Source organism: Streptomyces diastatochromogenes, assembly GCF_002242805.1.
GTDB lineage: Bacteria > Actinomycetota > Actinomycetes > Streptomycetales > Streptomycetaceae > Streptomyces > Streptomyces diastatochromogenes.
Genome location: NZ_MCGQ01000063.1, coordinates 12,492 through 24,580, shown reverse-complemented (window position 1 = coordinate 24,580; position 12,089 = coordinate 12,492). Strand labels below are relative to the sequence as shown.

At 72.2% G+C, this 12,089-nt stretch carries 10 protein-coding genes and 1 pseudogene; 3 read left to right on the top strand and 8 right to left on the bottom strand.

Annotated features, from left to right (window positions below):
- Window positions 1-73 precede the first annotated feature (73 nt).
- Together BEK98_RS44225 and BEK98_RS44220 are read left to right on the top strand one after the other, a co-directional pair.
- Window positions 74-682, top strand: coding sequence for a TetR/AcrR family transcriptional regulator (locus tag BEK98_RS44225; protein ID WP_094222499.1), 609 nt, complete (start codon window positions 74-76; stop codon window positions 680-682).
- Entirely contained in the window at window positions 679-2,277 is a 1,599-nt protein-coding gene (locus BEK98_RS44220; RefSeq protein ID WP_094222498.1) for a glycerol-3-phosphate dehydrogenase/oxidase, read from the top strand. The genes BEK98_RS44225 and BEK98_RS44220 overlap by 4 nt, the downstream gene beginning before the upstream one ends.
- Here BEK98_RS44220 and BEK98_RS44215 read toward each other — a convergent pair.
- The 7 genes and pseudogenes from BEK98_RS44215 to BEK98_RS44185 form a co-directional block, all read right to left on the bottom strand.
- Complete coding sequence (locus BEK98_RS44215; RefSeq protein ID WP_094222497.1) at window positions 2,255-3,616, bottom strand: tannase/feruloyl esterase family alpha/beta hydrolase; 1,362 nt, start codon at window positions 3,614-3,616, stop codon at window positions 2,255-2,257. The genes BEK98_RS44220 and BEK98_RS44215 overlap by 23 nt on opposite strands.
- 207 nt (window positions 3,617-3,823) lie before the next feature.
- Window positions 3,824-5,188 carry a S41 family peptidase gene (locus tag BEK98_RS44210; protein ID WP_094222496.1) on the bottom strand — a complete coding sequence of 455 codons (1,365 nt, stop codon included), beginning with the start codon at window positions 5,186-5,188 and terminating at the stop codon, window positions 3,824-3,826.
- A gap of 130 nt (window positions 5,189-5,318) precedes the next feature.
- Window positions 5,319-5,717 (bottom strand): ACT domain-containing protein, encoded by a 399-nt coding sequence (locus BEK98_RS44205; RefSeq protein ID WP_094222515.1) that lies wholly within the window; start codon window positions 5,715-5,717, stop codon window positions 5,319-5,321.
- Window positions 5,718-5,741: 24 nt separating this feature from the next.
- A pseudogene (locus BEK98_RS44200) lies at window positions 5,742-6,005 on the bottom strand (L-tyrosine/L-tryptophan isonitrile synthase family protein); the annotation flags it as partial.
- Window positions 6,006-6,103: 98 nt separating this feature from the next.
- On the bottom strand, window positions 6,104-6,760 hold the full coding sequence (locus tag BEK98_RS44195; protein WP_094222494.1) for a ScbR family autoregulator-binding transcription factor: 657 nt from the start codon (window positions 6,758-6,760) through the stop codon (window positions 6,104-6,106).
- A 282-nt stretch (window positions 6,761-7,042) separates the two neighbouring features.
- Window positions 7,043-8,281, bottom strand: coding sequence for a cytochrome P450 family protein (locus BEK98_RS44190; RefSeq protein WP_094222493.1), 1,239 nt, complete (start codon window positions 8,279-8,281; stop codon window positions 7,043-7,045).
- Window positions 8,282-8,402: 121 nt separating this feature from the next.
- A complete protein-coding gene (locus BEK98_RS44185; RefSeq protein ID WP_094222492.1) occupies window positions 8,403-9,086 on the bottom strand; it encodes a ScbR family autoregulator-binding transcription factor in 684 nt (227 codons plus the stop codon).
- Window positions 9,087-9,479: 393 nt separating this feature from the next.
- On the opposite strand from BEK98_RS44185, the gene BEK98_RS44180 reads away from it, so the two are divergent.
- The gene (locus tag BEK98_RS44180) at window positions 9,480-11,426 is read left to right on the top strand and encodes an acyl-CoA dehydrogenase family protein (protein ID WP_094222491.1); all 1,947 of its coding nucleotides are present in this window, start codon (window positions 9,480-9,482) and stop codon (window positions 11,424-11,426) included.
- A gap of 56 nt (window positions 11,427-11,482) precedes the next feature.
- Here the strand turns inward: BEK98_RS44180 and BEK98_RS44175 are convergent, their stop codons facing one another.
- Window positions 11,483-12,088 (bottom strand): TetR/AcrR family transcriptional regulator, encoded by a 606-nt coding sequence (locus BEK98_RS44175; RefSeq protein WP_094222490.1) that lies wholly within the window; start codon window positions 12,086-12,088, stop codon window positions 11,483-11,485.
- Between the last annotated feature and the right edge of the window lies 1 nt (window position 12,089).

The window sequence follows — 12,089 nt, the reverse complement described above, 5'->3', positions numbered from 1 at the left end:
TCCTCACAGGTCGGTGTGCTCGGTTCGCGCGGCGGCGTCTCCGCCCGGCCCCCGGGGCGTTACACTGTGACACATGACGCCTATTCGTCACAACGGTCCAGACGGTTCTGGCAACGATCACGTGCTCGACGCGGTGCGCGACTGTGTGCTGGCCGTCGGGGTCCGCCGCACCACCCTCGCCGACGTGGCCCGCCGCGCCGGCGTCTCCCGGATGACGCTGTACCGGCGCTGGCCCGACCTGCGCACGCTGGTGGGCGATCTGATGACCCGTGAGTGGATCGACGTGGCGACCCACGCGATAGCGGAGCACACGCCCGGCACCGACACGCGCGGCCGGATCGTGGCGGGGCTGGTGGCGGGGGTCGAGGCGTTCCGCGCCCACCCGCTCTTCCGCAAGATCGTCGACGTCGATCCCGAGCTGCTGCTCCCCTACGTCCTCGACCGGCGCGGGGCGAGCCAGGAGGCGCTGCTGGCCCTGCTGGCCGGCGCGCTGCGCGAGGGCCACGCGGACGGCTCCGTGCGCACCGCGCACACCGAACGGCAGGCCCGTGCCCTGCTGTTGATCGTGCAGTCCTTCACCCTGTCCCTGCGCACGATGACCGACGAGGACGATCCCGACCTCGACTCCGCGGCCTTCCTCGGCGAGCTGCGCACCCTTCTGGAGAGGACCCTGACGCCATGAGCCACCTCGAGGCCGTACGAGGCTCGTCCCTCAGCGCGGGTCGGCGTACCCGGGAACTGGCCGAGGCCACCGACGGCAGGGTCGCCGACGTCCTGGTCGTCGGGCTCGGCGCCACGGGGGCCGGAGCCGCCCTGGACGCGGCCGCCCGCGGTCTGGACGTCGTCGCGGTCGACGCCCATGACCTGGCCTTCGGCACCTCCCGCTGGAGTTCCAAACTCATCCACGGCGGGCTGCGCTATCTGGCCTCCGCGCAGTTCGACGTCGCCCACGAGAGCGCGGTCGAGCGCGGGGTGCTGATGACCCGCACGGCCCCGCACCTGGTCGCCGCCCAGCCGTTCGTGCTGCCGCTGACCCCGCTGGTGTCACGGGCGCAGGCCTCGCTGGCCTGGGCCGGGTTCCGGGCCGGCGACATGCTGCGGCTGGCCGCCCGGACCCCGCGTCAGGTGCTGCCCGCCCCGCGCCGGCTGTCGGCGACGGAGGCCCGGCACCTGGCGCCCTCGGTGCGCGCGGCCGGGCTGCGCGGCGGGCTGCTCTCCTGGGACGGCCGGGTCACCGACGACGCCCGGCTGGTGACCGCGCTGGCGAGGACCGCCGCCGCGCAGGGCGCCCGGGTGCTGACCCGGGTCAGGGTGCTGGAGCTGACCGGCACGGTCGCCCGCGTCCGCGACGAACTCACCGGCGAGGAGGGCGAGATCCGCGCCCGCGCCGTCATCAACGCCACCGGCGTGTGGGCGGGGGACCTCGTCGACGGCATACGGATCCGGCCCTCCCGCGGCACGCACCTGGTGCTGCGCTCGGAGCGGCTCGGCGCCCTGCCGGCCGGCCTGCACATCCCGATCCCGGGCGAGACCAACCGCTTCGTCCTGGTCCTGCCCCAGGGGGACGGCCGGGTCTACGTCGGACTCACCGACGAGCCGGTCGACGGCCCGATCCCCGATGTACCGGAGGTCCCGGAGACCGACATCGGCTTCCTGCTGGACGTGCTCGGGTCCGCCCTGGACACGCCGGTCCACCGGGACGAGGTCGTCGGCGCCTTCGCCGGGCTGCGCCCCCTGCTGGACACCGCCGGGCCCGACGGCCCGGGTGACGCATCGGCCCGTACCTCCGACATCTCCCGCCGGCACGCGGTGCTGACCTCCCCCGACGGGGTGACCACCATCGTGGGCGGCAAGCTCACCACCTACCGGCGGATGGCCGAGGACGCCGTGGACGCCGCCGTCGAGGCCCGCGGCCTGCCCGCGCGCCCCTCCCCCACCGCCGCCCTGCCGTTGGTCGGCGCCGCCGCACCGGACCGGCTGCGCACCCTGCCCGCGCCCCGCCGGCTGGTCCGCCGCTACGGCACCGAGGCCCCGGCCGTCCACGCCCTGACGGAGCGGGATCCGGCCCTGGCCGAACCGGTGCTGCCCGGGTACCCGGTCACCCGGGCCGAACTCGTGTGGGCCGCCGGGCACGAGGGCGCCCTCGACGCGGCGGACCTCCTGGACCGGCGCACCCGGATCGGCGTCGTCCCCGAGGACCGCGCGGAGGCGCTCGCGATCGCCCAGGAGGTCCTGGCACAGGCGACCGCCGACGTCAGGTCAGTGAACCGGCGTTGACCGGATCACCGGAGCGCGGCCGGGGAACGGTGCCGCTCGGCGGCGGCTCCTCGTCGCGCTCCACCCAGGCCGTCAACGCGGTGAAGGCGGTGCGGTAGCAGGGCAGGATCGGACGCAGCCGGTCCGGGAAGGTGTCGTAGAGGCTGTCGACGTGGGTGCCGCCCTCGATCCTGTAGTACCGATGCAGTCGGGAGCGGCCCTGCTCGGCGATCATCCGCGCGTAGACGTCGGACTGGACGGTGATCGGCAGCAGCGCGTCCAGGGTTCCGTGCAGCGTGATCATCGGTCTGCCGATGCGGCCGGTGAGGGAGATCCGGGCGACGGCGTCATGGACGGGGCGCGGCCGTGCGGCGTAGTCGTACGCGGCGTCGGAGGGGCAGGGGGCGAGGATCTCCTCGGGGGTCGTACCGGCCGAGGCGCCGGGACAGGCGGGGTCGTAGCCGGGGTCGAACTCGGCGCGGTAGATCTTCTGGGTCAGGCCCCAGTACGCCTTCTCGTGGTACGGCCACAGGAACTCCGACCCGCGCGCGAAGCCGGCCGCGTACATGTCCTCGTCGTCGGCCCGGCCCAGTTGGCGGGCGACGGCGGTGGGCAGGAAGGTGAGCGGGTTCGGGCCCTCGGGCCGCCACAGTGGGCCCTCCCAGTCGACGCCGCCGTCGTACAGCTCGGGGTGGTTCTCCAGCTGCCAGCGGGTGAGGTAACCGCTGTTGGAGATCCCGGTCATGTACGTGCGGCGCGGGGCGTGTCCGTAGTGCTGGGCCACCACGGCCCTGGCGGCCCGGGTGAGCTGGGTCGTGCGCCGGTTCCACTCGGCGACGGCGTCGCCGGGACGAGCGCCGTCGGTGTAGAAGTCCGGGCCGCAGTTGCCCTTGTCGGTGGCGGCGAAGGCATAGCCCTGGGCCAGCACCCAGTCGGAGACGAGGGTGTCCATCGCGTACTGCCTGCGGACGCCGGGGGCACCGGTGACGACCAGCTTGCCGTTCCACTGTTCGGGCAGCCGGATGACGAACTGGGCGTCGTGGTTCCAGCCGTGCGCGGTGTTGAGGTGGGAGGAGCCGGGGAAGTAGCCGTCGATCTGCAGGCCGGGCACACCGGAGGGGTTGTGGGTGCCCCGGGCGGTGAGTCCGGCCCAGTCCGCCGGGTCGGTGTAGGGCGTGCCGGTGAGGGCGCTGGTCGTCAGGTCGTCGTGACGGGAGATCAGCTGCCGTTCGGCACCGGGGACCGTGATCCGGCGCCGGCCGCCGGGACCGTCGTCTGCTCGGGCGGCGGCCGTGGGTGTGACCGCCGATGCGGCCAGCAGGGCGGCGGACAGGAGGGTGGTTCGTCGACTGGGGCGCATGACGCACATCGTTGGCCTCCCGCACCGGGTCGGCCATGGAGGGAGCCCACACTCTGACGGCGTCCGTAGTAGAGCCGACGACCATGATGCTGCGATGATCCACCACTTCCCCGTCGTCCGGCTCGCCGTACCGGCCACCGAGGTCGAGTTGCAGCGCGGGGGCCTCGTTCGCGGGCCGAGGACGCTGCCGGTCGTCCGGTAGCCCGCTCACGCGGAGGGGAGTGTCCGCACCGCTCGGTCGAACGCCGAGTCGCGGCCCTGGTCGAACTCCTCCTTCGTGAAGACGGGTTCGCTCAGCTGCGGCGGGATGCCCGTGCCGTCGAAGGTGCGGCCGGCCCGGGTCAGATACTCCTCGTTCGGCAGGCCGAAGAGCATGCCGTCGGGAAGGTGGCGCAGCATCACGTCCGAGAAGACGCCCTGCGTGGGCTGCCCGATGCGCACCGTACGGCCCGGCCGGTCCAGGAGTGCCTGGGTGAAGGTCTCCCCCGCGCTCACCGTGGAGCCGCCGGTGAGGACGGCGACGGGGCCGGTGTAGCGGGGTGTGTCGGCCGGGACGACCGGAACGGGTTCGGGGCGGGTGTGCCGGGTCGGGTCGGCCGGATCGTTGCGGGCCCGCTTGGAGTACGCGATGTAGGGGGTGTCGGTGAGTCGTTGGGCGATGCGGATGCCCAGGGTGTCGGAGCCGCCGCCGTTGATGCGCAGGTCGATGATCAGCCCCGTCAGGCGTCGCACCCGGTCGGGGGTCAGGATCGTGTTCAGCGCCCTGTCGAGTTCCGCCTGCTCCGCGCTGTACGGGGCGTCCTGGCCGGCGTATCCGCCGAAGCCGGAGATCCGCAGATAGCCCTGGCCGCCGGGCAGGTCGGCATAGGTGATGCGGCCGTCGGCGAAATCCTGCCGGTAGGGCGCGTCCTTGAGGTCGCGGGCGACGATGAACTTCTTGACCTTCGCGTCCAGTTCCTCGCTCGGCAGCTCGGTGCCCGGCCGGACCTGGTAGAAGACGCGGTCGCCGTCCTGGATCGCGACATGGGCGTCGTGCAACGGCCGCACCATCCGGCTGAAGATGTCGAAGAGTTCCTGCCTGGTGGTGTCCTTGTGCACCTGCGGCCGGTAGCGGTCGCGTACGGTGTGCCAGTCGACGCCCTTCGCGGCGAAGAACGGGTAGTTCTCCTCGAAGGTCTGCCAGAAGACGTCGAAGTCGGTACGGGGGTCGTCCGGCAGGGCGCGGGTGCAGTCGGCCGGCAGCGCGCCGATCCGTCGGAGCCCCCGGTGGCCCACCGAGCTGTCCGCGGCGAGTACGGCATGGTCGCGGTCGTGCACGGTCCGCACGGTCAGGACGGTGCCGTCCGTCGTCGTGTAGGTGCCGGGTCCCGTCTGCCGTGAGGTGTCGCCCTCGACGCAGCCGGCGGACGTGGTCTGGTACTCCTGGAGGACTCCACCGCCGAGGGTGACGACGGTGCCGTAGCCGTCCATGCGCCACACGCCGTCGGTGCCCGGCCGCGCGGCGGCTGCGGCGGTCGGTGCGGCGGCCGCGGTGAGGGTGAGGGCGACGACGGTGGCCGTGACGATGCGCACGATGTGTCCTTCCGGTGCGTGCCTGCGGGGCCTTGGGGGCACCACCAGCGTGGCCGACGGCGCCGCGCCCGCTCCATCCGGTGAACCGGTGCATCGAAGGTCGGGACAACCCCCGTGTCCCGGTGGCGGTTCAGGCGGAGCGCCGCGCCAGACTCTCCAGGACGGCCACGGCCTGATGAGCATGCTCGTACGGCACGAAGAGGTGGTCGTGGTGGAAACCGGCGACGACGTTGCAGCTCAGGCCGGCGTCGGCGAGTTCCCGCGCGACCGCGGCGGTCAGCCCCACCGCCTCGAGTGCCGAATGGACGCGCAAGGTGATCCAGGCGGCCACGTAGTCGTACCCCAGCCCCGCCGCGTCCGCCTCGTCCAGACGCGCCACCAGGGTCAGGCCCTCCTGCTCGGCGACCGTGACCACCGGAGTGATGCCGGAGGGCACACCGCCCTCGACCGTGGTGAACACATAGCGACCCGGATTCAGCTCGGGGCGCATCCCGCTCAACAGCTTCTGCAGATCTCTCTCGCCGGTCATGACCACACGGTACGGAACCTGCGATCACCGCTGCCCGAAATGGCTCGGTCTGTCGTCGCGGTAGACCAGACGGCCCAGCCGGTCCGCACGGTCGCGGGGCATGAGGGCCCAGGTGCCGTCGGTGCGGCGGAGCCCGGCCGAGTGCCACGGGGTGGTCCAGGCGTCCGGGGCGTCGAGCAGGCGGATGCCGAACTTGGCGGCGCCGACGGGCCGGAGGTGGATGGACAGCCGTACGGCACGGGGGTGGTGCTGGGCGATCAGGGCGCCCCAGGCCCACCTGCGCCGCAATGTGCGCCGCCGTGGGACTCAACCGGCGCCCCGCTATGGCCCGTACGAGCAGCACCCCGCCAAGACCTGCCCTGCCCTGCCGGCAGGGCAGGGCCGTCCTACAGCCCGGCCATGCTGTTCTCGGCGTCCCGGTCGCCGGTCGGCTCGCCCTCCAGCACCCGGGCGAGGTCCGGTCCGGGCACGGTCGCCAGCCGTGGCAGCAGACAGGTCCAGAACTCCACCATGCGCTCCTTCGACAGCCAGTCCCGGTCCCCGCTGCCGAGGACCTCGAAGCCGACCGTCGCGGCCACCACGGCCCCGGCCACGCACTCGGGCGAGAGGTCGTCCGTCAGCTCTCCCGCCTCCTGCGCCTGGGCGACCACGTCGCGCACCCAGCCGTGCCAGGAGTCCACCACCGCGGTCCCGCCGTCCCGCGCGGGGTCGCCGCTGAGCGCGAATCCGGCCCGCATGACCGGATCGGCCGCGAACGCGACCACCAGCTGGCGGATCGCGGCCACCAGCACCCCGAGCGCACTGCCGCCGGTGGACCGGCAGTGCGCGGTCATCTCCTCCACCGTGCGCGCCGCCCCGCTCTCGATCTCGCTCGCGAGGGCGTCCTTGCTCGGGAAGTGGAAGTGCAGCGCGCCGGCGCTCACCCCGGCCCGCTTGCTGATCGCGGGCAGGGACGCGCGGGCGTATCCGTCGTGGGCGAAGGCCTCCGCCGCCGCACGGATGAGGGCCTGCCGTGTGCGAACCGCCCGTACCTGCTTGACCATGACGCCCTCCTCCTGGGCCTGCGCGGAGACGAGCCCACACACCTCGGCCGATATAACCGCATGTTCAGTATGTTTACGAGGGTGCGGTGCGGCAAGACCTGACGGCACGCCAGAACGAAAACACTCAGGAACTGCACAAACGCCTCCGCCCGAGCGATCTGACGTCCCATCGACCACGAAGCAAACCGCGTGCGTGGTTTGGCTGTCGGGAGCGTGACACACAAGGAAGTCCGCCGCCCGCGACGGGCGGCGGACTTCCGGCGGGCGCACCCGCCCGCACTCTCAGGACGTCGATGGCCGCAGCAGCACCGGCAGCGATCGGTATCCGTTCAGCATGAAGGTCGGCAGCGGGGCCAACTCCTCGGGCGTGCAGGCCAGTCGCACATCAGGGAACAGGTCGAAGAGCTTGGAGAGGGCGGAGGCGGCCTCGATCTCCCCGAGCGGGGCGCCGAGGCAGCGGTGCGTTCCGTGGCCGAAGCCGAGGACGTCCCGGTCGCCGCTGCGCAGCAGGTCGAAGCGGTCCGCGTCCGGCCCGTGCCGGTCGGTCTCGTGGCCGCCCGCTGCGAAGTTGACGAGGATGCAGTCGCCCTTGCGGATCCGCACCCCGTCGAGGTCGATGTCCTCGACCGCGAACCGCATCGGCGCGTACGCCCCGGGCGTGTGCACCCGCATGGTCTCGGCGACCACGTCCGCCCAGGTCGCCCGGCCCGCACGCAGGTGCGCCAGTTGCTCGGGGTGGGTCAGCAGGGCGCCGGCCGCGTTGGTGACGAGGGTGGCCGTGGTGTCCTGCCCCGCGGCGATGAACATAAAAAGGGAGCCGAGCAGTTCGTCCTCGGTGAGGCGGTCGCCGTGGTCCCGGGCCGCGATCAGCGAGCTGGTGAGGTCGTCACCCGGCCGCTCCCGCTTGGCCTTGACCAGCGCGGCGAGCCGGCCGAAGGCCTCCAGCCGGGCGGCCTCCATCTCCTGGCCGCTGACGGTGGAGCTGAACACCGTGCTGAGCGCCGCGGACAGCGCGTCCGTCTCGGCGCCCCGCGGTACGCCGAACAGCTCGCAGATGACCCGCAGCGGCAGCACCTCGGCGTACGCGGTGCGCAGGTCGACCGGGGTGCCGGGCGGGAGGGCGGCCAGTTCGCCGAGCAGTTCGGCCGACAGCTCCCGCACCCGGGGACGCAGCGCCTCGGAGCGTCGCGCGGTGAACGCGCCGGCCACGAGGCGGCGCAGCCTGGTGTGGTGCTCTCCGTAGGCGAAGAGCATGTTCTCGTTCGCCACCCACGGATAGAGCGGCCACTCCTCGGTTATCTTCCCCTCGATGAACGGCGGCCAGTGCAGGCGGGCGCTGCGCGAGACGCGCGGGTCGGTCAGCAGCTGCTCCACGTGCCTCTGCCGTACGACGGCCCAGGCGAGCACGCCGCCCGGCAACTCCACCTGGACCGCGGGGCCTTGGGCGCGCAGCATCGCGGCCTCCCCCAGGTGGTCCTGGCCGGTGAGGTCGAGGGCGTACGGGCAGGCGGTCTCTTCCATCGGTGTGCTCCCTGGGTCGGTCCTGCATCACGTTGTGGCGTTGCGACGTGCCCATGGCAGCGATGTCCGCTCCCCCGGCTCCCGGCGGTGCCGGTGTCCGTGGTCCGCGGAGAGACCCCGGTCAGCCGGCGGCCGGCGCCTCCTGCGGTTCCCGGCGCAGCTCCATGGCCTCTTCGTAGACGCGCCGGCCCCGGTCGAGCGACATGTCCAGGCGCACCAGCACCGCGGGGACCGCGATGCTGGTCATCAGGTGCCGGTAGAGGTCGACCACGCGTTCCATCAGGTCGGCATGGTCGTTCATGATCTTGGACAGCACCTGCGCCCCGGTGAACGCTGCGACGAACGCCTTCGCCGCTGCCTCCACGTCGACCTGGGGCAGCACCTCCCCGTTCGCCTTCGCCCGCTCCAGGAGCGTGGCGTTGTAGTCGACCCAGGAGGCCATCGGCACCCGCCGGTCCAGCCCGTCGTGCGGTGACCCCTGGTCCACGGTGAGGCGGATGCTGCCGCGCACCATGGGGTCGCCCGAGCCGAGCAGATGAGCGAGGAGGAAGCCGGCGTCCAGTCCCTCCTGGAGCACCAGCTCCCGCGGCGGCGATTCCGGCACCGACTTCAGCTGGTCGGTCAGCACCGCCTGGGCGAGCTGCTCCTTGGAGGAGAAGTGGAAGTAGAGGGCGCCCTTGGTGACGTTCGCCCGCTGGAGGATCTCCGAGATGGTCGCCGCCTCGTAGCCGACGTCGGCGAACACGTCGGCGGCTGCCACCAGGATGTTGCGCCTCGTCCTGATCGCTCGTTCCTGCAGGGCCACGGCACATCCTCCGCACTGGCTTCACGGACCGGTCGGCCACAAAAAGAAACCGACAGGTACGTATCCTGCCACCTCGGAAGATGGCCTTTCAACCATGTGAACGCCCCCTCCTCACCCGGTACGCCAGAACTCCTCGAGCCGTCGCTGACCGCCACAATAAAACCTGTCGCCCGGTATCTCAACGTTCGCGCAGCGTCTGCCCGTGCGGGGAAGTCCGCCAGAGCGGACCGGAGTTGAGCATCCCGCTTACTTCTGAGGCCGAGGAACGTCCTCAAGACACCACAGTTCGGCCACCGTTGGCAGAAATTTGGCTTGATAAGCAAACCGGGAGGTCCGTATCTTCTGACTCTGCGCATCCCCACCCTTCCGGATCTGCGACGACGGGAGAGGGCCATGACCCTTCTGACACCCCAGGTACATCTCCCCTCCTTGCCGGAGATCGAGCACTACGGCACGAATCAGGCACTTGGTCCGGACACGTTCCGGCCCGACGGTCTGGATTCCGGGCCCGGCGGAGCCCTCTCCGGCACCGTGTCCGGCGAGTTGGCCCGGCTCCTCTTCGACGGCGACGACCGGGAGCACATCCACGGGATGTGGCGCGACCTCATCTCGAAGGACACGTTCCGCCACCGCCCCGGGCTCGGCTCCGCCGAGCGTGCCGCCCTCTCCTACGAGTGGCTGCGTCTGGTGAACGACACGGCCGGCGGGGCCGAGCGGCTGGCGGACGACCCGCGGCTGCTGGCGGGGTTGCACGAGTGGGCGGCGATCGTGGACGGCGGCGGGGGCCTGTGCACGGTGGCGAGCATCCACTACAACCTGTTCCTCGGCAGCCTGCTCGATCACGAGGGCGCGGAACGCCGGGATCTGTCCGACTTCACGACCCTCCGGCGTACCGGCACGTTCCTGTGCACCGAGCTGGACCACGGCAACGACGCCTCGGCCCTGGAGACCACCGCCGAACTGGACCCGGCGACCGGCGGGTTCGTACTGAACACACCGCACCCCGGCGCCCAGAAGTTCATGCCCAACACCAGCATGACCGGCGGACCGAAGAGTGCCGTGGTGGCCGCCCGCCTCATGGTCGACGGCCGGGACGAGGGCGTCTTCCTGTTCCTGACACCGCTGAGCGACGAGCGGGGCCTGCTGCCGGGGGTGCGGGTCCGCCGGCTGCCGCTGCGTACCGGCGCCCCGGTGGACCACTGCCTGACCGCGTTCGACCGGGTGCTGCTGCCGCGCGACGCGCTGCTGGAGTCCGAGCACGGCCGCCTGGACGCCGACGGCCGTTTCCACAGCGGTCTCGGCAACCGGCGCAAGCGGTTCCTGCAGTCCATCGGCCGGGTCACGATGGGCAAGCTGTGCATGAGCGGTGCCGCCGTCGGTGCGACCCGGGCCGCGCTCTCCATAGCCGTCCGCTACGGCGACCACCGGCAGGTCAGCGGGCCCCGCGCGGGCGAACGCATCCCGGTCAACGCCCACCGCTCGCACCACGGGCGGCTGCTGAAGGGCCTGGCCTCGGCCTACGCCATGACCTTCCTGCACCGCTCGGTGCTCGCCCGCTGGGCCGCCGTGCACGCCGGCGGCGACGCCGGAGAGCGGGCGGACACGGAGCGGCTGATCGCGATCGCCAAGAGCTGGATCACCTGGCAGGCACGGGACATCACCATCGAGTGCCGGGAACGGTGCGGTGCGCAGGGCCTGTTCGCCGCCAACGGCCTGTCCGAGTTCCCGCAGTACGTCGAGGGCACGATCACCGCCGAGGGCGACAACCTGGTGATCTGGGTGAAGGCCGCCGCCGAGATGCTCTTCGAGCACCAGCCGCCCCGCGCGACCCCCGAACCCCCCGGTGACGTGGAACGGCTGACGGATCCCCGGCACCTGCGCGGGCTGCTGGCCCGGGCCGAGGCCGCCTGGCAGGACCGCGCCCGGGCGGCGCTGCGCCGGGGTCCCTCCGGGGATCCGGTGGAGCGGTGGAACGGCGCTTCCTCCGCCGCCCTGGAGATGGTCTCGGTGCACGCCCGGCTGCAGGCGGCCGACGCCTTCCTGGACGCGGTCGCCCGGGCGACGGACCCCGGGGCCCGCGAACTGCTGGCGCGGCTCTGCCGGTTGTTCCTGCTGCAGCAGCTGGGCGAGCACACCGGCGACCTGCTGGCCGACGGCCAACTCTCCGCCGAGCAGGTGCGCGCCCTGCCCCAGCTGCTGGACGAGCTGCTGCGCGACCTCGCCCCGCACATGACGGACCTGATCGAGGGCTTCGACCTGCCCACCGCATACCTGGAGGGAATCCCGCTGGCCAACTCGGGCCGCGTCTCCCTGGCGGACTACACGACCGAGGCCGAGTAACAGCACTCGGAAAGGCGCGATGCGGACCCGGGATCAGCGGAACATCTGATCCCGGGTCAAGGCCGTGCGAGGCCGTCGACCCACGCCTGGAGGCGTTCGCCCTGAGCGGCCATCAGGCCCGGGTCGCGCAGGGTGTTGGTGAGGACCGACATGCCCTGGTAGGCGGCGACCAGTTCGATGGCGAGGGCGTGGGCGTCGGGGCGGCCCAGCTCGGTGAACTGGCCCTCGACCCAGTCGATCAGGGCCCGCATGACCTGGGCGGCGGCCAGGTCCAGGCCGTCGTCGCGCTTGTCGAGTTCGGTGGCCAGGGTGCCGAAGGGACAGCCGAAGCGGGCGGCGGTCTCCCGCTCCTCGACCCAGCCCGCGATCAGCGTCTTCAGCCGGGCGGCAGGGTCGGGGAGCTGCTCCAGGCGGGCCGTGAGCCTGGTGAGCTGGTCGCAGTGGGCCTCCACGGCGGCCTCGACCAGCTGGTCCTTGGTCTTGAAGTAGTAGTAGACGTTGCCGAGCGGCACATCGGCGGCACGGGCGATGTCCGCGAGGGTGGTCTTCTCCACGCCCTGCTGGTGGAAGACCTGGACGGCCGCTTCGACCAGGCGTGCGCGCTTGCCGCCCCGGCGGGAGCCGGCGACTCCGGCCGTCGTACCGGATTTTGAGTCAGTCACC

Excerpts from the sequence above, each read along its gene's own strand:
- BEK98_RS44225 (WP_094222499.1), top strand. The coding sequence starts at position 74 with ATGACGCCTATTCGTCACAACGGTCCAGACGGTTCTGGCAACGATCAC.
- BEK98_RS44220 (WP_094222498.1), top strand. The coding sequence starts at position 679 with ATGAGCCACCTCGAGGCCGTACGAGGCTCGTCCCTCAGCGCGGGTCGG.
- BEK98_RS44215 (WP_094222497.1), bottom strand. The coding sequence starts at position 3,616 with ATGCGCCCCAGTCGACGAACCACCCTCCTGTCCGCCGCCCTGCTGGCC.
- BEK98_RS44205 (WP_094222515.1), bottom strand. The coding sequence starts at position 5,717 with ATGACCGGCGAGAGAGATCTGCAGAAGCTGTTGAGCGGGATGCGCCCC.
- BEK98_RS44195 (WP_094222494.1), bottom strand. The coding sequence starts at position 6,760 with ATGGTCAAGCAGGTACGGGCGGTTCGCACACGGCAGGCCCTCATCCGT.
- BEK98_RS44190 (WP_094222493.1), bottom strand. The coding sequence starts at position 8,281 with ATGGAAGAGACCGCCTGCCCGTACGCCCTCGACCTCACCGGCCAGGAC.
- BEK98_RS44180 (WP_094222491.1), top strand. The coding sequence starts at position 9,480 with ATGACCCTTCTGACACCCCAGGTACATCTCCCCTCCTTGCCGGAGATC.